Origin of the sequence: Aeromonas sp. R3-1, from assembly GCF_040908345.1 — a bacterium.
Classification (GTDB): domain Bacteria; phylum Pseudomonadota; class Gammaproteobacteria; order Enterobacterales; family Aeromonadaceae; genus Aeromonas; species Aeromonas veronii.
The window spans coordinates 1-26,241 of the sequence record NZ_JBFODN010000010.1 but is presented as its reverse complement, the minus strand read 5'-3'; the positions used below and the strand labels follow the sequence as shown (position 1 = coordinate 26,241).

Here is a 26,241-nt window from a genome sequence, read left to right as displayed (position 1 = left end):
TCCAGTGGCTACTGCCGCTGTTGCCCGATTTTCGCCGCCAGTGGCCTGGGGTGGATCTGGAGGTGGAGTCAGTGCCGGGCTTTGATGCCATCAATGCCCTGCTCGGCGGCCAGCTTGATCTGCTGCTCACCTCGGACGTACAGGCCCGCGGCGATCTCCACTTCGAGCCGCTGTTTGCCTTCGATCTGACTCTGGTGATGGCGCCGGATCATCCCCTCTGCCACCGGAGCCACATCGAGCCAGGCGATCTGGGGCCGGAGGTGCTGCTGGTCTATCCGGTGGAGCGCAGCCGCATGGATATCTTCAGCCGCTTTTTGCAACCCGCCGGGGTGGAGCCCGCCCGCTGCAAGCCGGTGGACAATACCTCGGTGATGCTGCAGATGGCCGCCGCAGGACTCGGCGTCGCCGCCTTGCCGCGCTGGGCAAGCGACGAATTTGTCAGACAGGGGATGCTCTGCGCCCGCCCCCTCGGCAGTGGTATTCGTCGCCATATGTACGGCGCGGTGCGGGCCGCCGATCGGGATCAAGCCTGCCTGCAGAGCCTGTTCGAGCGCATTCGCCGCAAGATGGAGGGATAGCCCTCCTCAGCGTGGCTGACCGACCTCTGCCAGCAGTGCAGGCAACTGCGCCTTGATAAAGTCGATGAGGGCCCTGACCGCCGGTGACAGACCGCGCCGCGCGGGATAGAGCATCACCAGCTTGCCATCTTTGGGACGCCACTCAGGCAGCAGTTGTTGCAGCCGCCCATCCGCCAGCTCATTGACGCAGGCGTAAAGTGGCAAGCCCACCATCCCGAGCCCCGCCAGCGCCGCCTGTTTGAGGGTTTGCACATTGTCGCTGCGCAGCAGCACATTGACCGCCACCTCCTCACTCTCCCCGCTATCGTGCCGCAGCCGCAACAGATCGGCCTGACGCTCCAGCGAGCTGAAGAGCAGGGCATCCTCTCCTTCCAGCTGGCGTGGATGCGCCAGCGCATTGTGGCGCGAGAGCCACGCCGGGGTCGCCAGCACGCCCCACTGCACCGTGCAGAGCGGTACCTGCACCAGACTGGAGGGGGGCTGCTCGAAGGCCACCCCGCGGATCACTACATCCAGCCCCTCCTCCAACAGATCCACCTGCCGATTGCTGGCTTGCACGGCGAGCCTCACCTTGGGGTATTGCACCATAAAAGCGGGCAGCAAGCGGGCGAGCAGCGCATCGGCGATGGTAATGGGCACGCTGATCCGCACCAGACCGCTCGGCTCCTGCTGCCGTTGCCGCACTGCCGCCTCTCCGGCCTGCGCCTCAGCCAGCATCGCCTGACAGTGGCGATAGAGCACCTCACCGGCATCGGTCAGGCTGAGCTGGCGTGAGGTACGTTGCAGCAGCCGGGTATCCAGCCGCTCCTCCAGCAGCCGGATCCGGCGCGAGATCCGCGACTTGGGCACGCCAAGCGCCCGCGCGGCGGCAGTGAATCCCTGTCGCTGCACCACATGGGTGAAGAGATAGAGATCATTCAAATCAAGTTCCAGTGGTGTCATCGGGCTGCCTTGGTCAGGGTGAGGTGCATCTTTATCGTTCCATCTATGGAACGATAAGAACCTATTCAACCAGATTGTCGCCATTTTTGCAGCCATCATAATAGCCCTGTCCCCATCAGACGGTTGCTGCACGGGCAATCCGACCCACCAGCAAGGGCCGTTTGACTGTTCCGATATCACAAGGAGTTCACCATGAAACTGCGACAAATCTGCTCTGCCACCCTGCTCGGGCTGGCGACCCTGGCCACCACAGTGACGCCGGCCATCGCCGCCGAGGCAGCCAGTCATCAGACCGCATCCCCCAACCGCTATCTGGAGATGCTCTCCCGAGACAATGCGGTACTGCTGCTGGTCGACCATCAGGTCGGCTTGCTGAGCGGCGTGCGCGACACCACGGTGGGCGAGCTCAAGCACAACGTGGTGGCGCTGGCCAACGCCGCCCGCGCCCTCGGCGTGCCGGTGATCGTGACCGCGACCATGCCCGATGGCATGTGGGGCCCCACCATGCCTGAACTGACCAGTGCCCTGCCGGATGTGAAGGTGATCAACCGCACCGTCATTAACGCCTGGGACGATCCTGCCGTGCGCGCCGCCATTGAGAAGACCGGCCGCAAACAGCTGATCATCGCCGGGGTATCCCTCGAGATCTGCGCCAGCTTCCCGGCCCTCTCTGCCAAGGCTGCCGGCTATGATGCCCGGGTGGTGCTCGATGCTTCCGGCACCTTCAACGAAGCCAAGCGCACCACGGGTCTGCAACGCTTGCTGGGGGCCGGTATCCCGGTCACCGACTACGCCTCTGCCGCGGTCGAGATGCTACGCAGCAACGTCGACCCCAAGGCGCACGATGTCTACAGCGCCCTCGACATGCCTTTCGCTACCCTGGTGTGGCAGATGCAAGAAGGTGCCAAGAAGTCGTAACTCGCCCGCCTTCGGTCAGATGACCGAAGGCATCTTTTATCTTCAAGAGGTTATATCGATGACCAGACGCCTGACTCTCTCCGCCCCCGTCAAGAGCCAACCGCTGCACATTGGCAGCGGCTTTGCAGCCAGCCATTTTGGCGAACACTTTTTCAACGGCATGATAGACCCCGTGGTGATGGTGGATCACTTCCAGATGACCGCCCCCACCTTCGAGCCCCACCCCCACGCCGGGATCTCTGCCGTCACCTATCTGTTTGAAGATTCGACGAGCCCCCACGTCAACTACGACTCCCTCGGCAATCAGGGCCCCATCGAACCGGGGGCACTCCACTGGCTGGCGGCCGGGCGCGGGGCTGTGCATACCGAGCAGCCGGAAGGGGAATCGCCCTATGTACACGCCCTGCAGATCTTCGTCAACCTGCCTGCCCGTCAGAAGATGGCGTCGCCTTTTACCGTCCACGCAGACGTAGCCACCATCCCCGAGTTTCATGGCGAAGGGGTGCGAGTACGGGTGGTCGCAGGCCACAGTAACGGGATAACGGCACCACACTCGGCAGAACTGCCCCAACCCTTTACCCTGCTCGATGGCCATTGCGCGCCCGACAGCCGCTTCACCCATCTGCTGGCGGCAGGCTGGAATGCCATGATCTATCCCCTGACCGGATCGCTGACCCTGCAGGCGGAGGGAGAGCGGCACCTCATCCCGGCAGGTCACGGGATGGCAGTCAGCCTCTCTGCCGATGGCGGCGAGGCGGTGGCACTGCAACTTGAGGCCACCGAGCCCTGCCACTTTGTGCTGCTCTCAGGCCAGGCGCTCAATGAACCCCTGGTCAAACATGGCCCCTTCGTCATGAACAGCCACGACGCCATTGCAGATCGGCTGCATGCCTATCAGCGCGGCGAATTTGGTCAGCTCAACGATGAGTGGCTGCGCAACGGCCAATCTCGGCCATGAGCACGCTCGCTGGCCACCAGCCACAATGCACGCGCTGGCCTCTGGTCTTCCTCGCCATTTTCGCCGGTGCCAGCGGCGCTCTCTGCCTTGGCAAAGTGCCCGCCGTGCTCGGCATACTGCGCGGCGAGCTGGGGTTGACACTGGTCGAAGCCAGCTATCTCGCCTCAGCTTTCAATACGCTGGCGATCCTCTTCAGCCTCTTTCTCGGCCTGCTGCTGACCCGCTGGAGTGGGCGGCAAACCGGGGTTGTCGGGCTTTTGGTTATCGTCATAGGCGGGGCGTTGGCACTGCCCGCCACCGAGCTAGCCATGATGCTGCTGTCGCGCATTGTAGAGGGGATTGGCTTTTTGCTGGTCTCGGTGGCCATGCCCGCCTTTATCGTGGCGGTGACCCGGGAGGAGGATAAACGGCTGGCCATAAGCCTGTGGGCAGTCAACCTGCCCCTCGGGGCGGCGGCGGGTATGCTGCTCACCCCTGGCTCACGGCGCAAGGTGGCTGGCGACTGGCCTGGCTGATCCTGATGATCCCGCAACTCTCTGCCCTGCTGCTTCTGCTCGCCAGTCGCTCGGCAGATGGGCTGCGGGTCGGGGGACCCAAAAACGCGGCTAACGCAGGCCGCCCACTGCGCCAGCTCACGGTGCTCCGACAACTGACACTCTGGCGCTACGGGTTGGCGTTCACGCTCTACAGCCTGATGCTCTGGGCGCTCTTTGTCTGGCTGCCAACCATGTTGCAAGGCAGCCCCGGGATTGGCCAAAGCCAGATCGCCCTGCTTTCGGCGCTGGCGGTGGTCGCCAATATACCCGGCAACCTGATGGGGGCATGGCTGCTGCGCCGGGGCGTGGCACGAGATCGGCTCATCAGCTGGGCACTGGGCCTGATGGCGCTGTGTGGCATGCTCGCCTTCTGGCCCGGCCTGTCGCCATGGTGGGCCTATGGGCTCTGCCTCGCCCTCTCCCTGGCGGGCGGTATGGCGCCGCCAGCCATCCTCTCGTCTGCGCAGGGAGTGAGTCAGGGGCCGGTGCAACTGGCCATCGTGCAGGGCTTTTTTGTCCAGCTCGCCAACCTCGGTCAGCTGCTTGGCCCCCTGTTGCTAGCGGCCCTGATGACGGACAGCGGCCATTGGGGAAGCGCTCGCTGGCTCTTTCTGGGCGGCTTGCTGCTGGTCGCGCTGCTCTATGCCGCGGGCCACCTGCCGGGCTCAAGCATGGTTGCAAAACAGGCTCGATCGCATTCGCGGCAAGATGGAAGATGACGAATAGAGAGGGAAACATCACAGTTATCGCAGGGAATACTGGCCGGACAAGAGGCTGTTCAGTATGTTAACTGTTTAATCATGCTTAACGGTAGCCACCATGTCTCAAGTCGATCTCAATCTCTTTCGCGTCCTCGATGCGGTGATCCGCTATGGTGGTGTCACCACGGCCGCCGAGATGATGGAGATGACCCCCTCGGCCATCAGCCAAGCCATCAGCCGCCTGACCAGCCTGGTGGGCGAGCCGCTGTTTGTCCGCCAGGGACGCGGCATCACCCCCACGGCGCGAGCGCTCAGTCTGCACCACGAGATCATGGTGCCGCTGCACGACATGGAGCGCAGCCTGCAGCGCACCGATCTCTTTGATCCCCAGACCAGTCGGCGCACCTTTCGCATCGCGGGGGTGCCCGATATCGATATCTTCTTCCTGCCGGAGCTCAACAACCTGCTGCAGACCCAAGCCCCCAACTGTCAGCTGGAGTGGAACACCCAGGTGCAGGACGAAGCCCTGCGCCAGAACAGCCTCTATCTGCACAGCGTTGATCTGGTGCTGGCCACCAAGCCGATGGCGGAGCAGGGGATCGAAAACGAGCAGATCATGTCCCAGGCCCTGCGCATCGCCTGCCGCAAGGATCACCCCAGGATCCGCCAAGCCCCCGACATGGCCACCTTCTTCAACGAAAAGCACGTGGTATTGCAAACCAGGCGGCTCGACAGCTTGCTGCTCAACACCCTGACCAAGGCGCCGCTGCCGCCGCGCCAGATTGCCTACGAGAGCGACTCCCTGCTCACCGCTCTTCATCTGGTGAGTCGTACCGACTGGCTCTGCGTCGCCAGCCAGTGGCACATGGAGAAGCTGGGGCAGGCGCTGGATCTGGCCAGCTATCCCCTGCCCTGGCTCTCGGAGGATTGCCCCGTCTACATGAGTTGGCACAAGAGCTCCGGTCAGGATACCGGGCTTAATTGGCTCAAAGATCAGGTGCGGGCCGTTAGTTCGTTTTAAGTATGCTTAACAGTCAAGCATGCCCATCTCCTCATCCGGGCTATCGCTCTTCTCGACAAACCGCCTTATGGATAATTCCCCTTCAGGATAATCGGGGGCCTTTTCTCAACCATTAAGGCGCAGCTCATGACGACATCGTCGTGCCGAAGTAGCTGCGCAGCGCCTCCACCACCCGTCGCACCTTCTCCGGGATCTCCCGCTGCGGCGTGATGGCGTGGATCTCCATCGGTGCCACCCGAAAACCGGGCAACAGTTCGAGCAGACGTCCCTGCGCCAGATCCTCGCCAATTTCTCCCTCCGGTTGCAGCGAGATCCCCTGCCCCGCCAGCGCAAACTGGCGCAAGGGCAACACGTTATTGCAGAGCACCTTGGCCTTGAACCTCACTCTATGCTCGCCCCCCTTCTCGTCAAGCAGCAGCAAACCGTTGCCCAGCATGTCGCCGCAGAGCCAGTCGTGGGTGGCCAGATCGGCGGGCATGCGCGGCGTCCCCTTGCGCGCCAGATAGGCGGGAGCGGCGCAGAGCAGCATCCGGGTCTGCCCCAGTTTGCGGGCCACCAGGGTCGAGTCAGGCAAGGTGCCGACCCGCAGCGCCACGTCGATCCGCTCGGCAATCAGATCCCGCTTCTCGTCGTCGGCGATGATCTGGATGGTGAGGCCGGGATGGGCCTGCAACAGCGGCGAGAGGGCCAGAGCCAGCGGCTGGCCCGCCATCCCCACCGGGGCGGTGATCCGCACTTCCCCGAGCAGGGCGTCGCGCACCTCCGAGAGGCGCAGCTCGGTCTCGCTCAGAGTCTGCTGCAACGCCCGGCACCCTTGCCACACCACCTCTCCCGCCTCGGTCAGACTGAGACGACGGGTGGAGCGATGGAGCAAGGGCAGTCCGAGCAGGCTCTCCAGCTGACTGATATGCTGACTGACGGCGGAGGGTGTCATGCCAAGGGATTTGGCCGCCCCTGTCATGCTGCCCGCTTCCACCACGGCGGCGAAGATGGCGTAACGTCTGAGCTGCTCCATTATTAAATCCAGCTTATAAGTGAATGCATTTTTGAGGTGATTATTAAATCATAAATGGCGGCGTAGGATAGCCCCATTCCAACAGTGAAGGAGAGTTCCCCATGAAGATTGCCCTGATCGGTGCCAGCGGTTTTGTCGGTTCAGCCATCCTGAACGAGGCCATCAGCCGCGGCCATCACGTCACCGCCATCGTCCGCGATGTCAGCAAGGTGGCCGCCCATCCGCAGGTCACCGCCGTGGCGGTGGATGCCCAAAACCCGCAGGCATTGACCGAGGTGCTCAAGGGGCACGATCGGGTGATCAGCGCCTACAACCCGGGCTGGACCACACCGGATATCTACGACCAGTACCTCAAGGGCGCCAACGCGATCGTCGCAGCAGCCAAAGCGGCCAACAGCTGGCTGCTGGTAGTAGGTGGCGCCGGCAGTCTGGAGGTTGCCCCCGGCGTGCAACTGGTGGATACCCCTGAGTTTCCGGCCGAGTGGAAACAGGGGGCGCTGGCGGCCCGCGACGGTCTCACCGCCCTGCGTCATGAAACCACCCTCGACTGGCGCTTTGTCTCTCCCCCGGTGTTCCTCGAACCGGGCGAGAAGCGCGGCGGCTATCGGATTGGTGGCGATCAGGTGCTCTTTAGCGGCGAACAGCCTGCCGGGATCACCGCCGGTGATCTGGCTGATGGTGTGCTGAACGAGGTCGAAAAACCGGCTCACCAGCGCCAGCGCTTTACCCTGGGTTACTGAGAGCCAGCAATCGGTTAAGGCCAGAATGCACGGTCACTCACCTACGCACCCGGTCAGGTGAACACCCGCTCAACCAGAAGGGAGGCATCCGCCTCCCTTCTGTTTTGGCCATTTTCTGTTTTGGTCATTTTTGCCGCTGGTAACTTACCTCTGGTTATCACTCTCCCCCTCATCGTTGCCCCTTTACCTCGCAATGGCTGCGCAAAAAACCTTCAGCCCATCAGGCGCCGAATTCCATTTCGAATTTTGTATATAAATAAGAATAATTTGTTGTTTCCGTCTTATAACACCGAACAGTAGCATCCCCTTTATCCCAGATGGCGCCACACTGTCGCGCCATCCCGTTTGCCGCTTATCAGGTCTGCCAACAGCGGAGGCAGTGCAAGAGATGGCGCCAGAGATAACGAAAGAGTGAGGAGGTGCACATGGAACATTCACCACTGCCGATCATCGATCTGGCTGCCCTCAACGGGGAGCCCGAGGTGCGTCGCCCTATGCTGGCCAGGCTGGCCGCGGCCGCCCGCGATGTGGGCTTTTTCTATCTGGTCGGCCACGGCTTGAGCAAGGTTGAGATGCTAGAGACCCTGGCGCTGGCAGAGCGCTTCTTTGCTCTGCCGGAGCAGGAGAAGCTGGCGGTGCAGATGGTCAACAGCCCCCACTTTCGCGGCTACAACCGGGTCGGTGCCGAGCTGACCCGCCAGCGGCCGGATCTGCGAGAGCAGTTCGATATCATGAATGAGGCGCAAGCCCTGCCTGCGGCGCAGATCCGTGAACCCTGGCAGCGGCTGATCGGCCCCAACCAGTGGCCGACTACCTTTCCCGAGATGAAAGGCCATCTGCTGGCGTGGCAGGAGCGGCTGAGCGATATCACCCTCACCCTGCTCGCTGCCTTCGCCGAGGTGCTGGAGCAACCGGCCAACGTGTTTGACGACAGTATTCGCGGCGCCCCCTACCAGCACATGAAGCTGATTCACTACCCGGGGCAAGAGGCGGGTGGCAGCAGTCAGGGGGTCGGCGCCCACAAGGATCCTGGCTACCTGACGCTGGTGATGCAGGACAATCACTCGGGGCTTGAGGTCGAGACGGCCGACGGCTGGATCTCCGCGCCCCCCCTGCCGGGAGCGCTGGTGGTCAATATCGGCGAGCTGCTGGAGCTGGCCTCCAACGGCTATCTCAAGGCGACCCTGCATCGGGTGGTGAGCCCGCCGTCCGGCGTATCGCGCCTCTCCTGCGCCTTCTTTATGGCGGCGCGGCTCGATGCCACAGTGCCCCTGCTCACCCTCTCCCCCGCGCTGGCAGCGCAGGCGCAAGGGCCGGAGAGTGACCCGACCAACCCGCTCTTTAATCAGGTGGGGGAGAACGTGCTGAAAGGGCGGTTGCGCTCCCACCCGGATGTGGCGGCCCGCCACTATGGGGAACCCGCTCGCCTCCCGCGCACTGAAAGCGAAGCGATACCGGCCTGAGCAGCGCAGAGATCCGCTGGCGGGTATATGCATAAGCCACAAGCAGCATGCACATACCCGCGCTAACAAAAACAACAAGCAACGAACAACAAAACAAGTCATGGCCAGAGCCTGGCCATCACGGAGCAACACGATGAAATTCAAGACCATGAGCGTACACAGCGGCCAGCGGATCGACCCCCAGACCGGAGCCCTCACCACCCCGCTCTACCAGAGCAGCACCTTCAGCTACTTCAACGCTCAAGCGGGCAAGGAGCGCTTTGCAGGTCAAGCCCCCGGCTTTATCTACAGCCGCTTTGGCAACCCCACCACCGCCGAGCTGGAGCAGAAACTGGCGGCGCTGGAAGGGGCTGACGAAGCGCTGGTGGTGGCGAGCGGCATGGCGGCAGTGAGCGCCATCATGTATGCCCTGGCCGACAGCGGCGATGAGGTGGCCTATATCGGCCCGCTCTACGGCGGCACCGATGCCTTCTTGAAGCAGACCTTCAGCCGCGCCGGTATCAAGGTCACCGCCTACGAGAGTGACCGGGATCTGCTGGCCAACATCCGCCCCGCCACCAAGGTGGTACTGTTCGAAACCCTGACCAACCCCACCCTCAAGGTGGTGGATCCGCGACTGGTGGTGGAAGCGGCCCGCAAGGTGGGCGCCATCACGGTGTGTGACAACACCTTCCTTACCCCCTACCTGCTGCGCCCGCTGGAGCTCGGGGTCGATGTAGTGATGCACAGCGGCACCAAATATCTGGGCGGCCACGGCGACATCATCGCCGGGGTGGTGGCAGGCTCCCACGCCCTGATGAAGTCGATCCGCACCGTGGCCCTCAAGCATATCGGCTCCCCCATCGGCCCGCAGGAGGCCTACCTGCTGCAGCGCGGGGTCAAGACCCTGCCGCTGCGGATGGATGCCCACCTGCACAATGCCCAGAAAGTGGCCGAGTTTCTGGCGGCACATCCGGCGGTGAAGAAGGTGATCTACCCGGGGCTTGCCAATCATCCGGGCCACGATGCTCTCAGCGCCTTCGCCAGCGGCTTTGGCGGCATGGTGAGTATTGAACTTGAAGGCGGGTTTGAGCGCTGCGCCACCCTGCTCGATAACCTGCAACTGTTCGTGCAGGCGGTGAGTCTGGGGGATCTCGAGAGTCTCGCTTGCCATCCGGCCAGTACCACCCACGCCGCCATGGACGAGGCGAGCCGCCTCGCCGCCGGGGTCAACGACGACCTCATCCGCTTCAGCATCGGGGTGGAAGATGCGGACGACCTGATCGCCGATCTGGCCACCGCGCTGGCGCAGATCTAACCGGGCGCGCTTTTACTCGCCGACAAAACAGCGGCGAGTGAAATGCCCCAAACACAACAACGGCCCATCAAGGGCCGTTGTTGTTTGGTGCGCTATGGAAAGACGGGATTTACTCCTCCCACACCACCACCTGGGATGAGGGCCAGCGATCCCCGACCTGGGCGTACTTTTGCTCCAGCAGGTGACGCTTGATCTTCATGGTGGGGGTCAGCACGCCGTTTTCGATATTCCAGGGGGTTTTCACCACCAGAATGCCGCGAATTTTGGCATGAGATTCCAGCTGATCGTTGACCCGTACCCGCGCCGCTTCCAGTCTGGCGTTGACCTCCTCCCGATTGCCCTTCATGGCACTCTCGGCCAGTTGCACCAGCGCAATGGGCTGGGGCATACCGTAACCAATCACGCAGAGCTGTTCGATGATGGGCTCCTGCCCCAGCAGTCCCTCGATGGGCACCGGCGCCACATACTTGCCCTTGGCGGTCTTGAACACATCCTTCATCCGGCCGGTGATGGTGAGATAACCCTCCTTGTCCAGCTTGCCCATGTCGCCGGTGTGGAGCCACCCCTCGGCATCGATGGCCTCGGCGCTGTGCTCGGGATCCTTGTAGTAACCCAGCATCATCCCTTCGCAGCGGCAGAGGATCTCCCCCTCGTCGGAGATCTTGATGGTCACTCCGATCCCCGCCTTGCCGACGGTGCCGATCTTGTCGGCGCGGAACGGGTAGTTGATGGTGGAGTAGGCGTGGTTCTCGGTCATACCCCAGGCTTCAGTCACCTTGAGGCCGATGCTCAGATACCACTCAAGCAGCGCAGGGGAGACAGGCGCAGAACCGCAGCCCAACACCCGGGCCTGATCCAGTCCCAACCCCTTTTGCAGCTTGCGTTTGATAAGGCCGGAGATAAGCGGGATCTTGAGCAGCAGTTCGAGTTTCTTCTGGGGCAGCTTCTCGTGGATCTTGATGCGGAACATGGCCCACAGCCGTGGTACCGAGATAAAGACGGTGGGACGGCAGCGTTTGACATCTTCGATAAAGGTATCGAGGGATTCGGGGAAGGCGATGGTTGCGCCGCCATAGAGACTGCCGCCGTAGATGTAGACCCGCTCGGTAATGTGGGCCAGCGGCAGGTAGGAGAAGCCCCGATCGGCCTGGCTCAGGCTCACCGTCTCCACCAGCTTCTCGCACGACCAGGCGTAACGCTCGACGCTCAGCATCGCCCCTTTCGGCTTGCCGGTGCTGCCGGAGGTGTAGACCAGACTCAGCAGGGAGTCAGGGGCCTGCACCGGGCTGTCAGGGATCGGCTCATGCGCCTCCAGCAGATCGTCCCACTGGTGGCTGGCCGGCATGGTGTCATAGGGGAAGGCGATGCGCAGCAGATCGGCGGGTACGCCCGCCTCCTGACTCTTCCAGTCATCCAGCTTGCCGACGAAGATCGCCTTGGCTTCGCTGTGGCGCAGCACATATTCGATGGTGTCGACGTTGGCAGTCGGGTAGATGGGCACGCTCACATACTGCCCCATCTGCATCGCCAGATCGGCGATAAACCACTGGGCGCAGTTCTTGGAGAGCAGCGCCACCTTGTCACCCGCCACCAGACCAAGGTGACGCAAGGCCGTCACCATCCGCCGCGCTTCATCGGCCACTTCACCCCAGGTGAAATCGACATATTCGCGGTTGATGGTTTGACGCAGGTAGGTTCGATCAGGACACTGCCGCTCCCAGTGATAGAGCATCTCGAGCGGCAGTTTATTGGCAATACTTGAGGAGGCCATAGTTTAATCCCTGAAACAAAAGGCGAAACTTATTATTAACCTTTCACTAACTTCAGGGGAAGGATAAACTCAAACTTCAGTTTGAATTGTGTATCCGATCAAGCTTCTGCGTCTTGTTGCAAACGACTCCACATCGCCTGCACCAGTTTTTCATCCTCTTCAGAAAGCTCACCTTGCAAGATCGCCTCGTTGAGGCTGCGCAGCACATAGCTCTTGACGTCCCGCACCAGGGTCTTGCCTTCCAGCTCTGCCCGGGCAACGGCCAATGAGATATGACCTCGCAGGTAACCCCCCGCAAACAGCTCATCGTCGGTCGCGGTAGCAACCATGCTGTCGATCAGTCCCAACAACTTGTGCTCAAAATCGTGAATCGTCATGTAACGCAGCCTCATTTGCGGCAAAAAATTCGGGGGTATGGAACCGCAATCCGGTTGATTGCAGCTCTCTGGCGCCAGGCCAGCAGCGTCCTTGGCGTCCTATTCCGGGTTGGCCACCGGGTAGATGACCTGATCCTTGTATCCCGTGGTTATTCGCAGATAACCACGCAACGCCCGGTTTAATTCGGGATCATCGGTGTCCACCAGCAGCGGCCTGCCCGCAAGGGCGGCAAGCTTGGCTTTGGTTGCCAGCACCTGGATATTGTCCAGCCCGACACACCGAATCACCTCAGGACTCAATTGCTGATTTCCGCGCCCGAACAGATGTCCCTGTCCGCCTATCAGGGTAATGATCAGTCGGCAGCGACGGCCGCGGATCCGGGTCAGGATCTCGTCGGCGCTGAGATCCTGCCCGATAAGTCGGCCATTTTCCACCAGATCCACACCGAGCAAAGTATTTTCCAGACCGAGCTCAGCCATACAGGCTGCCACCGTGCTGCCGGAGCCCATCAGATAGAGGGTATCGGGCTCCATCTGCTCCACCACACCGGCGGCGAGATCCGCCAGCACCAGCTCTTCGGACTCCTTGCCCCCCTGCTTGACCGCCTGCACATAACGCAGATCACCGGGCACCTTCAGCTGGCCGTAGTGGCGGGCCCGCACCTTGCCCGCGCGAAACGCCTCCTCGTCGATGTCGCGCACCTCGGCATCGATCAGGCTGAGCAGTTCCCCTGCGATCATCCGCGCCACCACCCGCCCGCTGGCAGCGGGCGTCACCCCGTAGACGCCGGAGTGGATCTTGCACCCCGCGGGAATGCCGAGCACATGGCAGGACTCCCCCACCGCGGCGCAGATATCCCGCGCCGTGCCATCACCACCGGCAAACAGCAGCAGATCGACCCCGGCTTCGCGCATCAACTCGGCGGCGTGGCGGGTATCATCGGCCGAGGTGCTCTCCCCGGCCGGTTGATAGATGACCCGACAGGGCAACCCCAGCTCGCGGGCTACCGTCTCCCCCATCTCTCCCGCCACCGTCAGCAGTTCGAACGGGACATTCAGCTCGCACAGTGGCAACAGAGCTTGCAGCGCCCGCTCCTGCGCTTTGGGCACAGCGCCTCGGGCCAGTGCCTCGGCAACTACACCGTCACTGCCCTTGAGCCCCACTGCACCGCCAATCCCGGCGACCGGATTAATAATGAACCCTAATCGAAACATGCCTGCCTCCCTTGCGATGGCCACCATTTTTATCTTTTCCCCCCTCTGGGACAAGCAGTGGCGCCCCTGCTAGAATGCGCTGCTTCAATTTTCCAACCAATTTTCAACCAAGGTTCAATCATGCTGGAATGGGTTCTTGATCCCTCTGCCTGGGTCGCACTCGCCACCCTTACCCTGCTCGAGATCGTGCTGGGCATCGACAACATCATCTTTATCTCCATCCTGGTAGGTCGCCTGCCGGAGGCGCAGCGTCAAAAAGCGCGTATTCTGGGTCTGGGGCTCGCCATGGGTACCCGGATCCTGCTGCTGCTCTCGCTGGCCTGGGTGATGCGCCTCACCGATCCGCTCTTCACCGTGCTGGGTGAAGCCATCTCCGGCCGCGATCTGATCCTGCTGCTGGGGGGCCTGTTCCTCATCGGCAAGAGTGCCCACGAGATCCACGTCACCCTGGAAGGGGCGGCCGAGCCGGAAAGCGTCAGCAAAGCGGCCTCGGGCTTTATCAGCACCCTGATCCAGATCGCCATCCTCGATATCGTGTTCAGCCTCGACTCTGTGATCACCGCAGTCGGTATGGCCGATCACGTGCCGGTGATGGTGCTGGCCATCATGATCGCCGTCTTCATCATGATGTTTGCCGCCAAATCCATCGGTGATTTCGTCGACAGCCATCCCACCATCAAGATGCTGGCCCTCTCCTTCCTCACCCTGGTGGGCTTCGCCCTGATGGCCGAGGGGATGGACCTGCATATTCCGAAGGGCTACATCTACTTCGCCATGGCCTTCTCGCTGGTGGTGGAGATGATCAACATCCGCCTGCGCAGCCATCACGACAATAACGGGCAAAATAGCGCGCAGTAACCCTGCCCCCACATGCCCTCACGACCCCAGCTGTCGCGATCAAAAAGAGCGCCGATCGGGCGCTCTTTTTTATGGGTAACGAAACGATGAAAGGGTTATTGATCGCTGATGACGATGGCAACCCGGCGGTTGGCTGCCCGGCCCTCTCTGGTCTTGTTATCCGCCAGCGGCATGGTCTCGCCACGGCCATGGATCTCCAGATTGGCTGGCTTCATGCCGACCGAGACCAGCACATCGGCTACCGACTGGGCCCGCTTCAGGGAGAGCTGCTGGTTGTAGCTGCTCTCGCCGGTATTATCGGTGTGCCCATCCACCCGCGCCTTGTCCAACCCTACGCCAAGCAGTGTTTTACCCAGTTTTTCAACGGATTGACGAGTCTGGGGATTGAGCGCCCCCACGTTGTTGGCAAACAGCACCCGGTTGGCCAGATCCAGCGTCCACCCCTCATCGGTCAGATAAAAGCCCTGCTCCTTGAGCACGGCGATTTGCTCCGGGGTCAACCCCTTGGGCGCGCTCTGGCAACCGGCCAGCAGCGACAACATCAACCCCAGCAGGGTCACTTTCAACAGGTGGGTGATCTTCATGGTTTGCTCCTTGTTTATGTTGTTATTCTTGCCAGTCAGGCGATGGTTTGCTGTTCGCTGCGGCGCGCCCGTTTCGCCAGATACATGGCTGCATCAGCCTGATCACACAGCACGCTGGCACTCATGCCCGCCTGATAGACGGCAAAGCCGACACTCACCTCTGCCACCAGCTGACGACCATCACGCAGCGCCACCGGTTCGCTCATCGCCTGCTGGATGCGGCCAATCACCTCTTCCACCTCATGCTGTCGCTGGAGTGGGCCAACCAGCACCGCAAACTCGTCACCACCGAGGCGAAACACCAGATCATCCGGACGCAACTGATGTTGCACCCGTCTTGAGAGCGCGATCAGCACATCGTCACCGGCGTTGTGCCCCAGCGTGTCATTAATTTGCTTGAAGCGATCGCAGTCGAGATAGAGCAGCGCAAACCCCTCTTGCTCGCCGAGGGAGATGGCCTGCGCGAGCCGCGCTTCAAACAGGGCGCGATTGGGCAGTCCGGTGAGGGCATCGTGGGTAGCCTGATGGAGCAGGCTGGCATTTTCGCGGGCCTGCTGGGCCTGCCAGGCTTGCAGCTCGTCCAGCAGGGAGTTGAAGTCATCCCCCAGCTCGTTAATCTCGACGATATCGGCCGGTGGCGCCCGCATCCCCAAGGTGCGTTGTCGACGTACCGAGTGGGCGACAAGTGCCAGTTTGCGCAGCGGTGCGGTGATGGAGACCTGCATCCGGTCGGCCACATAGAGTGCCACCATGGCGCTCAGCATCAGGCAAACTACCATCACCAGCAGCGCCGAGAGCAAAAACAGCAACAGATATTCACCGTGGCCGCGCAGCTCGATGGTGGCGATCTGCTCACCACCCCGCAGCATGGGGAGTTTGACAGGCCCCGGCATCAGCAGTTGGGCCAGATAGTCTTCGAGCGTCACCAGCGGGTTGCTTCTGGGGCGCTCCCAACTGGCGAGCAGCTGGCCATTGGTCAGCACGATAGTGGCTTCGGCCACCTCTTCCTTGGCAACGATGCCGCTAAGTGCCTCGCTCGCCGCCTCCTCATCATGGAACACCACCGCCGCCTCGGCGCTGTAGCTGATGGCGCGGGCTACCAGCTCCAGATTGTGGTCGGCGTAAAAACGCACTACCAGCAGGGCCACCAGTGTAAAAAAGAGTCCCGCCACGCTGACGGCTGTGATGGCGGCCACCAGATGGGTTCGCCCCAGGCTCTGACGCAGGGTCAGACGGCGGGGAGCCGCGCTCACCTGTCGTCTCATGGGACCCCCTTGTCGGCATGGGCCAGCTTGAGCACGGCGGGATGCACCCGCACGCCGCTCAGGGCCAGGGCATCGAGGTTCACTTTAAACCGCACCCGCACGCTGTCCGGCGAGGTCTGCAGGCAGAACACCGAGCTGGTGGAGCAGTCGTGGTTGTATTCGCTGATGCTGAGCACAGGGTGCCCCTGCAGGCGGGCAAACAGCGCAATACGGGTCGGCTCGTCGAGCACTCCCAGATAGAGCACATCGCAGTGATCGCTGATGGCCGGATCGCTCGCCTCGTAACGATGGACCTGCACGGTACGGCCATTGGCCTGACGATCGATGGTAAAGAGGGCGCCGGCATATTCGGTCGGTGCCGCCACGCACATGCGCAGCACCGCAGGCTCGGTGGGCCAGCGGGTGTAACTCATGATATCGAGCACCAGCTCCCTGACCGCCGTCGCCCGGCTCTCTGCGGCCGTTTCCGCCAGCGCGCGGGGCAACAGCAGGCCAAACGCAACCAACAGGAGCGCCAGACGGGCAGTTAAACGGGGGGAAAAGAGTAACAGCATGATCGGGAGGTAGTCACCTTGACAATACCGCTGCTATGGCATTGCGGTTCGGGTAGATGAACCCAGATAGTAAGTTGGCTGACACTGGCCTGACAAGTCTCACCCCGCCATCATCTACCGAGTTCGTGTAAAGAAAACGGAGAGCCCGTCTGGTAACGGGCTCTCTGGTGGCAGGCAACAAGACGGAAATCACTTCTTGCTGATGCCGTATTCTCGCAGCTTGTTGGCGATGGCGGTATGCGACACGCCCAGGCGTTTGGCCAGCTGGCGCGTCGACGGGAAGGCGGGATAGAGCCGGGCCAGCAGCTGGCTCTCGAAGCGCTTCACCGCATCGTCGAGATTCCCCTCAAACCACTCGTCGATCAGCGGCATGGTATCGGCCGCCACCGGCAGATCGATCTGCTCGGGCCCCAGCTCATCCCCTTCCAGCAGGGTCATGGCGCGGTAGAGACAGTTGCGCAGCTGGCGCACGTTGCCCGGCCAGCGATAGGCGGTCAGGTAGTCGGCCATGTTGCGGGTAAAGCGCGGACGGGGTCGCTGCAACTCGCTGGCAAAGCGGGAGACAAACTGCTGGGCCAGCACCATGATGTCTGCCTTGCGCTCGCGCAGGGGTGGCAGCGCCAGACTGAGCACGTTGAGGCGATAGTAGAGATCCTCGCGGAAGCTTCCTTCGTGCACCAGATCCAGCAACTGCTTCTGGGTGGTGCAGATGAAACGCACGTTGACCTTCACCTCCTGCTCGTCACCGACCCGGCGGAATACCCCATCCTGCAACACCCGCAAAAACTTGGTCTGCAGATGGGGAGACATGTCGCCGATCTCGTCCAGCATCAGGGTGCCGCCGCTCGCCAGCTCCAGCACGCCGCGCTTGCCCTCGGTGTTGTTGCCAAAGGCGCCGGGGGCATAACCAAACAGCTCGCTCTCGGCCACGTTATCGGGCATGGCGGCGCAGTTGAGGGCCATAAAGGGGTGGCTGGAGCGCAGGCTGGCCCCGTGACAGGCACGGGCCAGCAGCTCCTTGCCGGTACCGGTCTCACCGACAATCAGCAGCGGCGCGTCCTGCATCGCCAGTTTGCGCGCTTGCGACAGCACCTCTTTCATCTTGGGGCTCTCGGCCTGCAGATGCTCGAAGCCCCCCACTTCCACCGCATGAAGCGCGCTGAAGTGCAGGCCGACCCGACGGGCAGATTTGAGCACCACCACGGCCCCGGCCAGCGCCTGCTTGCCGCGGGCTTCTGCCACGAACAGCGGCATCAGATCTGCCAGATACTCTTCGCCATTGAAACTGAGCTTGCAGGTCTGCGGCTTGATCTCGCTCGCCTCCAGCCAGCGGGTGAAGGAGAAACCCTTGACCAGCGAACCGAGCGCCACGCCGCGTACCTCCTCCACCGGCAAGCCGAGGGTGGTGAGGGCAGACTGGTTGGCCTGGGTCACCTTGCCCTTGCTGTCGAGGGAGAAGACCAGATCCGGCAGCGCCTTGAGCAACGCCTCGATCTCGTGATGCTCTCGCTCGGAAGGCATGTAGGGGATGGTCTTGACGTCGTAGACGCCGGGAATGCGGCGGATCTCCGGCATCAGGTGCTGAAAATCACTGAACTCCAGCTCGGGAAAGTTGAGATAGATGATGCCTGAGGTATCGATTTCGATGCCGCGCAGATCGATATTGTGCTCCACCAGGCGGTCGAGCAGTTCCCGGGTCAGGCCCAGGCGGTCTTCACAGCTGACTTCAAGACGCATTCGGGACACACTTCCTAGCTAACTCTATGAATGAGCGGATAATACAGTCTCGATCCCCCCAGTGCGAGCGCCAGCCCATAAAAATGCGGGCCTGCCCCGCTTTCGCAGGCAGGCCCAGGTCAACCGATGACGCTGGTGTGGGGTGCGATTACCGGAGCAACTGATCGGTGCGCGCCGCCATGATGAAGTCGTTGCGGTGTAATCCGCCGATCTTGTGCGTCCACCAGCTGACGGTCACCTTCCCCCATTCGGTCAGAAATGCAGGAAGGGGGATACTCCGCCTCAACCTGTTCTCAGATTATCTGGGCAATTGGTCTGTACGCGCAGCCATGATGAAGTCGTTGCGGTGTAATCCGCCGATCTTGTGGGTCCACCAGCTGACGGTCACCTTCCCCCACTCGGTCAAAATGGCCGGATGATGGAACTCCGCTTCCGCCAGCTCCCCCAGGCGGTTGGTAAACGCCAGCGCCTCCTTGAAGTTGCGAAATGTAAATTCTCGCCGCAGTTGCAGCGCCCCCTCCTCCACCAGCGGCTGCCAGTCGGGAATAAGCTGCATCAGCTCGCGCAGCTCCTCATCGCTCACCTTGGGGGCATCGGCGCGACACGCTTCACACTGTTGGCTGGCCAGTTCGGACATGGGTTACTCCTGCTTGAATTAATGAAAAATTAATGAAAATGAAATAGGGTTGTTTGCTTTTGGTCAGCTCGCCTGTTTGCCAGCGGGAACCTCAAAACGTGGCGGATAGAGGCCAAGCCGACTGGCCTCGGCCAGAGCAGCCATGATCTGCTCACCGGTCAGCTGGTAGAGATGATCGAGACTCGGCAGCACAAAATAGGTGGGCTGCATGATGTCGATACGATAGGGAGTGCGCAGCACGGTCAACAGATCGAAAGGTTGCAGCAGCGGCTTGCCGGAAAGGGCATAAGCTGTCTCGCCGATGGAGGAGAGAATGCCGCCACCGTAGATACGCAGCCCGTCCGGCGTTGCCAAGAGGCCAAACTCCACGGTGAACCAGTAGAGCCGCGCCAGAAAAACCCGCTGCTCCTTGCGAGCCTGCAGCCCCAACTGACCGTAGAGGTGGGTGAAGTGGGCAAAGGCCGGATTGGTCAGCATGGCGCAGTGGCCGAAGATCTCGTGAAAGATATCGGGCTCTTGCAGGTAGTCGAGCTCATCACGGCGCCGGATAAAGGTGGCTACCGGAAACTGGCGATTGGCCAGCAGGGCGAAGAAGCGATCGAACGAGATAAGCGCAGGCACCGCCGCCACCGACCAGCCGGTCGCAGGCTGCAAGACGGCGTTGATCTCGGCCAGCTGGGGGATGCGATCACGGGGCAGCCCCAGTCTGTCGAGACCGGCCAGATACTCGTCACACCCCTTGCCATCGAGAGCGGCGAACTGACGTTCGATCAGGATCTGCCAGGTGCCGTGCTCTTCGTTGCTGTAGTGGATCACCCCGTCAGCATCCGGCTGGTGGGCGGTGTAAAAGGTTGCCATAGCGGTTCCATCCTCTGGCGCCACATCAAGGCGCCTTGCCGTTTCATCACGATTTCACTGTAACGAAATGGCAACAAAAAAAGCAGCCGACCCATGAGTCGGCTGCCTGAAAGAGTTGTAAACAAATTGTGACAACCCGCTAACCAATCCCCACTACAGCTTGACCATGATATGGCGCGGCACAGTGTAATCCTCCAGCGCATAGAGGGAGAGATCCTTGCCGTAGCCCGACATCTTCATGCCGCCGTGGGGCATCTCGGAGGTGAGCATGAAGTGGGTGTTGATCCAGGTGCAGCCATATTGCAGGTGGCTGGCCACCTTGCTGGCGAGGCTCAGATCTTTGGTCCAGACCGACGAGGCGAGGCCATAGTCCGAGTCGTTGGCCCACTGCACCACCTGCTCGGCATCGTTGAAACGGGTCACCGACACCACGGGGCCAAACACCTCGCGGCGCACGATCTCATCCTCCTGACGGGCCCCGACAATCAGGGTCGGCTCGAAGAAGAAGCCGTTGCCTGGACGGATCTTGCCCCCCGCCGTTACCTCCACATGACCGCTGCTCTGGGCCCGCTCGACAAAGCTGGCGACCCGGTTGCGCTGTCTGTCCGAGATGAGCGGCCCCATCTCGACCCCCTCCTCGTACTGGCTGCCCACCTTGATGGAGGCCACCGCATCGGTCATGGCGGCGACGAACTTGTCGTAGATCTTGCCCTGGGCATAGATACGGCAGGCGGCGGTGCAGTCCTGGCCTGCGTTGTAGAAACCGAAGGTGCGAATGCCTGCCACCACCGCCTCCAGGTCCGCATCGTCGAAGATGATCACCGGCGCCTTGCCCCCCAGTTCAAGGTGGGTGCGCTTCATGGTGCGGGCAGCGCTCTGCAGGATCTTCTGGCCGGTGGCGATGTCACCGGTGAGCGACACCATCCGCACCAGCGGGTGCTCCACCAGCGGCGCCCCTACGCTTTCCCCCCGCCCGCAGATGACGTTGATGACGCCGCGGGGAAAGATCTCGCTGGCCAGTTCGGCAAGACGCAGGGCGGTAAGCGGGGTCTGTTCGGAGGGTTTGAGCACCACCGTATTGCCCGCCGCCAGCACCGGCGCCATCTTCCAGGCCGCCATCATCAGCGGATAGTTCCAGGGGGCGATACTGCCCACAACACCTATGGGATCGCGGCGGATCATGCTGGTGTGCCCCTCGAGATACTCCCCCGCCAGCGGCCCTTGCAGGCAGCGGGCCGCCCCGGCAAAGAAGCGGAAGCAGTCCACCACCGCGGGTAGCTCGTCGTTGAGCACGGCCAGATAGGGTTTGCCGCAGTTGAGGGATTCGAGCGCCGCAAACTCCTCGGCGTGGCGTTCGACGAGATCCGCCAGACGCAGCAGCAGGTTGCTGCGGCTTGCCGGGGTGGTGCGGCTCCACTGGGCGAAGGCGCGCTGGGCACCGTTCACCGCCCGGTTCACCTGTTCGAACGAGGCTTCGGGCACGGCGGCGATCTGTTCGCCGTTGGCCGGGTTGAGAATGGGTTCAGCCTGCCCCTCGCCGGTCACAAACTGGCCATCAATCAAGAGTTGGGTAGAGAGTTTCATGGTTGCATCCTTGCGCACGCGTTGAGTCATCATTTGCCACTGCCAGCGACATCGTGGGTGTCGCGAGTAAGGTAGTAGGCAAGCAAAATGGGGATAGTGGTGAAGGCCACTATGATGAGGGCCACCACGTTGGTGACCGGCCTATCTCGGGGGCGGATCAGCTCCTGATACATCCAGATGGGCAGGGTGGTCTGCTGGCCCGCCGTAAAGGTGGTGACGATCACTTCGTCAAAACTCAGGGCAAAGGCCAGCATGCCCCCCGCCAGCAGCGCAGTGGCCAGATTGGGCAGGATCACGTAGCGCAGGGTCTGGAAGCCGTCGGCCCCGAGATCCATCGACGCCTCGATGAGGCTCTGGTTGGTGCGGCGAAAACGGGCCAGCGCATTGTTGTAGACCACCACCACACAGAAGGTGGCGTGGCCGATAACGATGGTCCAGAAGCTGAACGGGATCTCCATCAAGCCGTAGGCCGAGCGCAGCGCGATACCGGTGACAATACCGGGCAGCGCGATGGGCAGCACCAGCAAGAGCGACACCACCTCCTGACCGAAGAAGCGGCTGCGGGCAATGGCCCCTGCCGCCAAGGTGCCGAGGATCATGGCTGCCAGCGTCGCCAGCCCCGCTACCTCCAGTGACAGCTGGATGGCACGCCACACATCGGGACGATTGAGGGTCACCTCGAACCACTTGAGGGTGAGCCCGGGGGGCGGAAACTGGTAACTCTTGCTCTCGCTGGTGAAGGCGTAGAGGAAGATAAACAGAATGGGAAAGTGCAGGAACAGAAGCCCGCCGATGGCGGCGTACTTGAGCAGGCCCGAAGGGCGCTCTCCCTGACGGCTCACTGAGCTAGCTGACATGAAGGCCTCCTTGCTGCCGGTTCAAATCGATAGGGTCAAAGCGCATCAAAAGCCCCCTGCCGTTTGACGGTCGTCGGTTGATAGCCATGATCAGGCTGGGCACCCGAGGAGATACATGGATGAGTGCAATATGGGCATCAAAGCGCATCAAAGGCTCCTAACCGTTTCGCAATCGCCAGATAGATGGCGATGATAAGGATCGGCACCAGCGAGAAGGCGGCGGCAAAGGGCAGGTTGCCCGCCGTCCCCTGCTGCATGTAGACCACCTGACCGATATACATGGTCGAGTTGCCGATAATGCCGGGGATGATGTAATCACCGAGGGTCAGCGAGAAGGTGAAAATGGAGCCCGCCACCACACCGGGCAACGCCAGCGGCAGGATCAGGTTGCGAAAGGTCTGGGCGGGTGTCGCCCCCAGATCGCTGCTCGCCTCCAAGAGGGATCGCGGAATACGCTCCACCGCCGCCTGAATGGGCAGGATCATGAAGGGCAGCCAGACATAGACGAACACGATAAAGGTGCCGAGCCGCGAGAAGGAGAGCGACGGGCCACCTATCACCGGCAAGGAGAGGATGGCATCGAGCAGCCACTCCAGCCCCATGCTGTCCGCCAGCCAGCTTACTACCCCCTCCTTGGCCAAAATCAGCTTCCAGGCGTAGACCCGCACCAGATAGCTGGACCAGAGCGGCAGCATGATCCCTACATAGAATAGCGCCCGGGTCTTGCCACTTGTGTAGCGCGCCATGTAGTAGGCAACCGGAAAACCGAGCAGGGCGCAGGCCAGGGTCACCAGCAGCGACATGCCGACGGTGCGGCCGATCACATCCAGATTCTCCGGTCGCAGCAGGGCGACGAAGTTTTGCAGCCCCAGCTCGTGGCGCACCTGACCGCTGAACTCGTCCAGCCCGAACAGGGAGTTGGAAAGCAGCATCAGCAAGGAGCCGACATAGATGATGCCGAGCCACATCAGCGGCGGCCCCAGCAGGATCGCCAGCAGCAGGCCGGGCCGACCATAGAGCAGGGTCGAGAGGCGCCGCAGCGGCCTGAAACGGGCAGGTTCGGGCTGATGGTTCATGGCAAGACTCGCACTGTGAGGGGCACTCATGGCTGCGCCCCCTGATGGGCGCCGCTCAGGCGATGGATGGCCTGCTCCGGCCAGCTGAGGCTGACCCTGCTGCCACGGGCCAGACGGGCCTGCCCCTCATTGGGGTGGTTGACGATGATCTCGAGCTGCTCCCCGAGATCAACCCGATAACGGACGAAGGGACCCAGATACTCCACCTCGCGGATCTCTCCCGACCAGCCCGGCGCACCCGCCTCAGCGAGCCGGATCCGCTCCGGGCGCACCATCATCTGGCTGCCGTCGCCGCACAGCCGTCTGGCCTGCTCCCCTTCGAACAGATTGACGGTGCCAACGAAGCGGGCCACAAACGGCGTCGCCGGAGCGTCGTAGATGGTATCGGGGGCGGCAATCTGCTCGATCTTGCCCTGACTGAAGATGCAGATCCGGTCGCTCATTGAGAGCGCCTCCTGCTGATCGTGGGTGACGAAGATAAAGGTGATGCCCAACTGGCGTTGCAACGCCTTGAGCTCAAGCTGCATCTGCTCGCGCAACTTGAGATCGAGGGCCCCCAGCGGCTCGTCCAGCAGCAGGATGCGTGGCTGGTTGATAAGCGCCCGGGCGATGGCGATGCGCTGGCGCTGGCCGCCGGAGAGCTGGCTTGGGCGGCGCTTGCCGACCCCAGGCAGTCGCACCAGCTCCAGCATCTCGTCCACCTTGCGGTAACGCTGTGCCTTGGCGACCCCCTTGAGCATCAGGCCATAGCCGATGTTGTCGCGCACATCCATGTTGGGAAACAGGGCGTAGTCCTGAAACACGGTATTGAGGTTGCGATCGTAGGGGGGCACGGTGGAGCAGGGTTCGCCAAACAGGCGGATCTCCCCGTCGCTCGGGTACTCGAAGCCCGCGATCATCCGCAGGCAGGTGGTCTTGCCGGAACCGCTCGGCCCCAGCAGGGTAAAGAATTCCCCGGAAGGGATCTGGAAAGAGATGTCGTCGACCGCCTTCACCTCGCCATAGTGGCGACTGACCCGGTCAAATTGTACGGCGTTCATGGGGCGTCCTTGTCTGTACTGGGATTGGCCGGACTCCTGTCCGGCCCGCTTGATTATCCGCTCTCGGCAGTCGTGCAGAGGAGGCGCAGCTCCCCTGCCGTTGGCAAGGTGGCAACGGTTCCGACCACCTTGCTCACCCCACCTTAGCGGCCGCCCAGAATGGCGATATAGTCGGAAACCCAGCGGTAATAGGGCACGCAAGTTCCCTGGCTCTTGCACTGGGAGACCGGAGTGCGCCAGAAGCGAACCCGATCGAAGTTGTCGATACCGTTGGTTTTGCACCCGGTCGGGCCCAGCAGGGCATTGCCCTCACAGGCGGCAGGTACCACAGGCACCGAGCCAAACCAGGCGGCGAGATCCCCCTGCAGCTTGTTGCTCAGGGAGTGCTCCAGCCACTTGTAAGCGCAGGTGAGGTTCTTGGCATCGCTGTGCACCATGCTGGTATCGGCCCAACCGGTCACTCCCTCTTTCGGCACAGTGGTGGCGATGGGCTGCTTGTCGGCAATCAGGGCATTGGCCTGGAACGGCCAGGAGCCTGACGCGACCACCCCTTCGTTCTTGAAGTCATCGATTTGAACGAAAGCATCATGCCAGTAGCGTCCCACCAACTGGCGCTGCTTGCGCAGCAGATCGAGGGAGGCCTTGTACTGATCCTCGTTCAGCTCGTAAGGATCCTTGATACCCAGGGCGGGCTGATGAGTCATCAGATAGAGGGCGGCATCGGCGATGTGGATCGGGCCGTCAAAGGCCTGCACCCGCCCCTTGTTGGACTTGCCATCCGCCAGGGTCTGTTCCTCGAATACCACGTTCCAGGAGTCCGGTGCCTTGGGGAACACCTTGGTGTTGTACATCAGGATATTGCCGCCCCACTGGTAGGGCACGCCGTAGTGCTTGCCATCCACAGTGTGCCAGGGGGCATTTTGCAGCCGGGGATCAATCTTGCTGTAGCTCGGGATGAGCGCCAGATTGAGCGCCTGCACCTTGCCACCGGCAATCAGACGCAGACTGGCATCGCCGGAGGCGGTCACCAGATCGAAGCCCCCCTCGTTCATCAACGCCACCATCTCGTCCGAGGTGGCCGCCGTCTTGACGCTCACCTTGCAGCCGGTCTCTTTCTCGAATCCGGTTACCCAGTCGTAGTTCTTGTCGGTCTCGCCACGCTCAACGTAGCCAGCCCAGGCCACGATATTGAGCTGGCCTTCACCCTTGCCGAGCTCGGTCGGGGCAGCCTGGGTCTGGCTTGCCAGCAGCGCCGGAACAAGAGCCAGCATCAGAGGGGTCAATTTCATCATGCACTCCTTGCATTGTGTTGACTTGCATCAGGTGAAGGAACGCCACCATTGGCGTTAACATCCTGTTAACCAGCAATGAGCTTAGGGGAGTGGCAATACGATGAATATTTCAATTTTTGATGGCTCAGGTATCAGCTAAATCGATATCGAGTGCAGATGAATCTGATTTTTGGTGGCTACCCCGCAAGAGATGGCTAGCGAGGGAGCGCCTGACGGGCCCGCAACCGGCTCTGATCCCGCGCAATATCGATAAATTCCCGCGCCGTCCAATCCAGCCGAGAACCACGGCGCCACACCAGCCCGATATCGATGGCGGGAATGGGCTCCTTGATGGGGCGCGCCTCGACCCGCTCCTGCTCCAGCGACC

Annotated in this window: 23 protein-coding genes and 3 pseudogenes; 9 read left to right on the top strand and 17 right to left on the bottom strand. The window is 61.9% G+C overall.

Annotated elements, in window-relative coordinates:
* Positions 1 to 578: LysR substrate-binding domain-containing protein (locus AB5Y85_RS00760; RefSeq protein WP_047436746.1), on the top strand; the 578-nt coding region annotated here is incomplete at its 5' end.
* Positions 579 to 584: 6 nt separating this feature from the next.
* Here the strand turns inward: AB5Y85_RS00760 and AB5Y85_RS00755 are convergent.
* On the bottom strand, positions 585 to 1,520 hold the full coding sequence (locus AB5Y85_RS00755) for a LysR substrate-binding domain-containing protein (protein ID WP_236396916.1): 936 nt from the start codon (positions 1,518 to 1,520) through the stop codon (positions 585 to 587).
* A 192-nt stretch (positions 1,521 to 1,712) separates the two neighbouring features.
* On the opposite strand from AB5Y85_RS00755, the gene AB5Y85_RS00750 reads away from it, so the two are divergent.
* The 4 genes and pseudogenes from AB5Y85_RS00750 to AB5Y85_RS00735 all read left to right on the top strand — a co-directional run bounded on the left by AB5Y85_RS00750 (position 1,713) and on the right by AB5Y85_RS00735 (position 5,654).
* Positions 1,713 to 2,438: an isochorismatase family protein gene (locus tag AB5Y85_RS00750; RefSeq protein WP_257687631.1), complete on the top strand. Its 726-nt coding sequence runs from the start codon at positions 1,713 to 1,715 to the stop codon at positions 2,436 to 2,438.
* 58 nt (positions 2,439 to 2,496) lie between these two features.
* On the top strand, positions 2,497 to 3,396 hold the full coding sequence (locus AB5Y85_RS00745) for a pirin family protein (RefSeq protein ID WP_257687630.1): 900 nt from the start codon (positions 2,497 to 2,499) through the stop codon (positions 3,394 to 3,396).
* A pseudogene (locus AB5Y85_RS00740) lies at positions 3,393 to 4,651 on the top strand (CynX/NimT family MFS transporter). The gene AB5Y85_RS00745 and the pseudogene AB5Y85_RS00740 overlap by 4 nt, the downstream one beginning before the upstream one ends.
* 100 nt (positions 4,652 to 4,751) lie before the next feature.
* Complete coding sequence (locus AB5Y85_RS00735) at positions 4,752 to 5,654, top strand: LysR family transcriptional regulator (RefSeq protein WP_013723653.1); 903 nt, start codon at positions 4,752 to 4,754, stop codon at positions 5,652 to 5,654.
* A gap of 124 nt (positions 5,655 to 5,778) precedes the next feature.
* Here AB5Y85_RS00735 and AB5Y85_RS00730 read toward each other — a convergent pair whose 3' ends face one another.
* Positions 5,779 to 6,669 (bottom strand): LysR family transcriptional regulator, encoded by an 891-nt coding sequence (locus AB5Y85_RS00730; RefSeq protein WP_236297390.1) that lies wholly within the window; start codon positions 6,667 to 6,669, stop codon positions 5,779 to 5,781.
* Positions 6,670 to 6,770: 101 nt separating this feature from the next.
* Between AB5Y85_RS00730 and AB5Y85_RS00725 the strand changes: the two genes are divergently transcribed.
* The 3 genes from AB5Y85_RS00725 to AB5Y85_RS00715 all read left to right on the top strand — a co-directional run bounded on the left by AB5Y85_RS00725 (position 6,771) and on the right by AB5Y85_RS00715 (position 10,169).
* Positions 6,771 to 7,409 (top strand): NAD(P)-dependent oxidoreductase, encoded by a 639-nt coding sequence (locus AB5Y85_RS00725; protein ID WP_144712776.1) that lies wholly within the window; start codon positions 6,771 to 6,773, stop codon positions 7,407 to 7,409.
* Between the two features lie 425 nt (positions 7,410 to 7,834).
* Entirely contained in the window at positions 7,835 to 8,872 is a 1,038-nt protein-coding gene (locus AB5Y85_RS00720) for an isopenicillin N synthase family oxygenase (RefSeq protein WP_257687627.1), read from the top strand.
* A gap of 133 nt (positions 8,873 to 9,005) precedes the next feature.
* On the top strand, positions 9,006 to 10,169 hold the full coding sequence (locus AB5Y85_RS00715; RefSeq protein ID WP_257687626.1) for a PLP-dependent aspartate aminotransferase family protein: 1,164 nt from the start codon (positions 9,006 to 9,008) through the stop codon (positions 10,167 to 10,169).
* A 109-nt stretch (positions 10,170 to 10,278) separates the two neighbouring features.
* Here AB5Y85_RS00715 and AB5Y85_RS00710 read toward each other — a convergent pair whose 3' ends face one another.
* The 3 genes from AB5Y85_RS00710 to AB5Y85_RS00700 form a co-directional block, all read right to left on the bottom strand.
* On the bottom strand, positions 10,279 to 11,940 hold the full coding sequence (locus tag AB5Y85_RS00710; protein WP_257687625.1) for an AMP-binding protein: 1,662 nt from the start codon (positions 11,938 to 11,940) through the stop codon (positions 10,279 to 10,281).
* A gap of 98 nt (positions 11,941 to 12,038) precedes the next feature.
* Positions 12,039 to 12,317, bottom strand: coding sequence for a YfcL family protein (locus tag AB5Y85_RS00705; protein ID WP_005333639.1), 279 nt, complete (start codon positions 12,315 to 12,317; stop codon positions 12,039 to 12,041).
* 99 nt (positions 12,318 to 12,416) lie between these two features.
* Positions 12,417 to 13,532: an ATP-NAD kinase family protein gene (locus tag AB5Y85_RS00700; RefSeq protein WP_257687624.1), complete on the bottom strand. Its 1,116-nt coding sequence runs from the start codon at positions 13,530 to 13,532 to the stop codon at positions 12,417 to 12,419.
* A 120-nt stretch (positions 13,533 to 13,652) separates the two neighbouring features.
* Between AB5Y85_RS00700 and AB5Y85_RS00695 the strand changes: the two genes are divergently transcribed.
* A complete protein-coding gene (locus AB5Y85_RS00695) occupies positions 13,653 to 14,390 on the top strand; it encodes a TerC family protein (RefSeq protein WP_005333641.1) in 738 nt (245 codons plus the stop codon).
* A 95-nt stretch (positions 14,391 to 14,485) separates the two neighbouring features.
* Here AB5Y85_RS00695 and AB5Y85_RS00690 read toward each other — a convergent pair whose 3' ends face one another.
* The 12 genes and pseudogenes from AB5Y85_RS00690 to AB5Y85_RS00635 all read right to left on the bottom strand — a co-directional run.
* Entirely contained in the window at positions 14,486 to 14,974 is a 489-nt protein-coding gene (locus AB5Y85_RS00690) for an OmpA family protein (RefSeq protein ID WP_005333642.1), read from the bottom strand.
* Between the two features lie 35 nt (positions 14,975 to 15,009).
* The gene (locus tag AB5Y85_RS00685) at positions 15,010 to 16,239 is read right to left on the bottom strand and encodes a diguanylate cyclase (protein ID WP_058056947.1); all 1,230 of its coding nucleotides are present in this window, start codon (positions 16,237 to 16,239) and stop codon (positions 15,010 to 15,012) included.
* Entirely contained in the window at positions 16,236 to 16,793 is a 558-nt protein-coding gene (locus AB5Y85_RS00680) for a YfiR family protein (RefSeq protein ID WP_005333646.1), read from the bottom strand. Before AB5Y85_RS00680 ends, AB5Y85_RS00685 begins: the two co-directional genes overlap by 4 nt.
* A 189-nt stretch (positions 16,794 to 16,982) precedes the next feature.
* Positions 16,983 to 18,530: a transcriptional regulator TyrR gene (gene tyrR / locus AB5Y85_RS00675; protein WP_107684923.1), complete on the bottom strand. Its 1,548-nt coding sequence runs from the start codon at positions 18,528 to 18,530 to the stop codon at positions 16,983 to 16,985.
* A gap of 154 nt (positions 18,531 to 18,684) precedes the next feature.
* Positions 18,685 to 19,167: pseudogene (locus AB5Y85_RS00670) on the bottom strand (4a-hydroxytetrahydrobiopterin dehydratase); the annotation flags it as partial.
* Positions 19,168 to 19,230: 63 nt separating this feature from the next.
* Complete coding sequence (gene phhA, locus AB5Y85_RS00665) at positions 19,231 to 20,025, bottom strand: phenylalanine 4-monooxygenase (RefSeq protein WP_257687623.1); 795 nt, start codon at positions 20,023 to 20,025, stop codon at positions 19,231 to 19,233.
* A 153-nt stretch (positions 20,026 to 20,178) separates the two neighbouring features.
* Positions 20,179 to 21,609, bottom strand: a complete 1,431-nt coding sequence (locus tag AB5Y85_RS00660; RefSeq protein ID WP_040069353.1) for a gamma-aminobutyraldehyde dehydrogenase — start codon at positions 21,607 to 21,609, stop codon at positions 20,179 to 20,181.
* A 29-nt stretch (positions 21,610 to 21,638) separates the two neighbouring features.
* Positions 21,639 to 22,466, bottom strand: a complete 828-nt coding sequence (locus AB5Y85_RS00655) for an ABC transporter permease (RefSeq protein ID WP_005352644.1) — start codon at positions 22,464 to 22,466, stop codon at positions 21,639 to 21,641.
* 137 nt (positions 22,467 to 22,603) lie between these two features.
* On the bottom strand, positions 22,604 to 23,572 hold the full coding sequence (locus AB5Y85_RS00650; RefSeq protein WP_129503873.1) for an ABC transporter permease: 969 nt from the start codon (positions 23,570 to 23,572) through the stop codon (positions 22,604 to 22,606).
* Positions 23,569 to 24,582, bottom strand: coding sequence for an ABC transporter ATP-binding protein (locus AB5Y85_RS00645; protein ID WP_019444921.1), 1,014 nt, complete (start codon positions 24,580 to 24,582; stop codon positions 23,569 to 23,571). The genes AB5Y85_RS00650 and AB5Y85_RS00645 overlap by 4 nt, the downstream gene beginning before the upstream one ends.
* 143 nt (positions 24,583 to 24,725) lie before the next feature.
* Positions 24,726 to 25,871: an ABC transporter substrate-binding protein gene (locus AB5Y85_RS00640; RefSeq protein WP_257687635.1), complete on the bottom strand. Its 1,146-nt coding sequence runs from the start codon at positions 25,869 to 25,871 to the stop codon at positions 24,726 to 24,728.
* A gap of 197 nt (positions 25,872 to 26,068) precedes the next feature.
* Positions 26,069 to 26,241, bottom strand: a pseudogene (locus AB5Y85_RS00635) (LysR family transcriptional regulator); the annotation flags it as partial.

Bases quoted from the DNA above. Each gene is read 5' to 3' on its own strand.
- AB5Y85_RS00720 (WP_257687627.1), top strand. From the start codon at position 7,835: ATGGAACATTCACCACTGCCGATCATCGATCTGGCTGCCCTCAACGGG.
- AB5Y85_RS00755 (WP_236396916.1), bottom strand. From the start codon at position 1,520: ATGACACCACTGGAACTTGATTTGAATGATCTCTATCTCTTCACCCAT.
- AB5Y85_RS00745 (WP_257687630.1), top strand. From the start codon at position 2,497: ATGACCAGACGCCTGACTCTCTCCGCCCCCGTCAAGAGCCAACCGCTG.
- AB5Y85_RS00705 (WP_005333639.1), bottom strand. From the start codon at position 12,317: ATGACGATTCACGATTTTGAGCACAAGTTGTTGGGACTGATCGACAGC.
- AB5Y85_RS00700 (WP_257687624.1), bottom strand. From the start codon at position 13,532: ATGTTTCGATTAGGGTTCATTATTAATCCGGTCGCCGGGATTGGCGGT.
- AB5Y85_RS00695 (WP_005333641.1), top strand. From the start codon at position 13,653: ATGCTGGAATGGGTTCTTGATCCCTCTGCCTGGGTCGCACTCGCCACC.
- AB5Y85_RS00680 (WP_005333646.1), bottom strand. From the start codon at position 16,793: ATGCTGTTACTCTTTTCCCCCCGTTTAACTGCCCGTCTGGCGCTCCTG.
- AB5Y85_RS00725 (WP_144712776.1), top strand. From the start codon at position 6,771: ATGAAGATTGCCCTGATCGGTGCCAGCGGTTTTGTCGGTTCAGCCATC.
- AB5Y85_RS00645 (WP_019444921.1), bottom strand. From the start codon at position 24,582: ATGAACGCCGTACAATTTGACCGGGTCAGTCGCCACTATGGCGAGGTG.
- AB5Y85_RS00685 (WP_058056947.1), bottom strand. From the start codon at position 16,239: ATGAGACGACAGGTGAGCGCGGCTCCCCGCCGTCTGACCCTGCGTCAG.
- AB5Y85_RS00710 (WP_257687625.1), bottom strand. From the start codon at position 11,940: ATGGCCTCCTCAAGTATTGCCAATAAACTGCCGCTCGAGATGCTCTAT.
- phhA (WP_257687623.1), bottom strand. From the start codon at position 20,025: ATGGCAACCTTTTACACCGCCCACCAGCCGGATGCTGACGGGGTGATC.
- AB5Y85_RS00735 (WP_013723653.1), top strand. From the start codon at position 4,752: ATGTCTCAAGTCGATCTCAATCTCTTTCGCGTCCTCGATGCGGTGATC.
- AB5Y85_RS00715 (WP_257687626.1), top strand. From the start codon at position 9,006: ATGAAATTCAAGACCATGAGCGTACACAGCGGCCAGCGGATCGACCCC.
- AB5Y85_RS00655 (WP_005352644.1), bottom strand. From the start codon at position 22,466: ATGTCAGCTAGCTCAGTGAGCCGTCAGGGAGAGCGCCCTTCGGGCCTG.
- AB5Y85_RS00730 (WP_236297390.1), bottom strand. From the start codon at position 6,669: ATGGAGCAGCTCAGACGTTACGCCATCTTCGCCGCCGTGGTGGAAGCG.
- AB5Y85_RS00750 (WP_257687631.1), top strand. From the start codon at position 1,713: ATGAAACTGCGACAAATCTGCTCTGCCACCCTGCTCGGGCTGGCGACC.
- tyrR (WP_107684923.1), bottom strand. From the start codon at position 18,530: ATGCGTCTTGAAGTCAGCTGTGAAGACCGCCTGGGCCTGACCCGGGAA.
- AB5Y85_RS00640 (WP_257687635.1), bottom strand. From the start codon at position 25,871: ATGAAATTGACCCCTCTGATGCTGGCTCTTGTTCCGGCGCTGCTGGCA.
- AB5Y85_RS00650 (WP_129503873.1), bottom strand. From the start codon at position 23,572: ATGAGTGCCCCTCACAGTGCGAGTCTTGCCATGAACCATCAGCCCGAA.
- AB5Y85_RS00660 (WP_040069353.1), bottom strand. From the start codon at position 21,609: ATGAAACTCTCTACCCAACTCTTGATTGATGGCCAGTTTGTGACCGGC.
- AB5Y85_RS00690 (WP_005333642.1), bottom strand. From the start codon at position 14,974: ATGAAGATCACCCACCTGTTGAAAGTGACCCTGCTGGGGTTGATGTTG.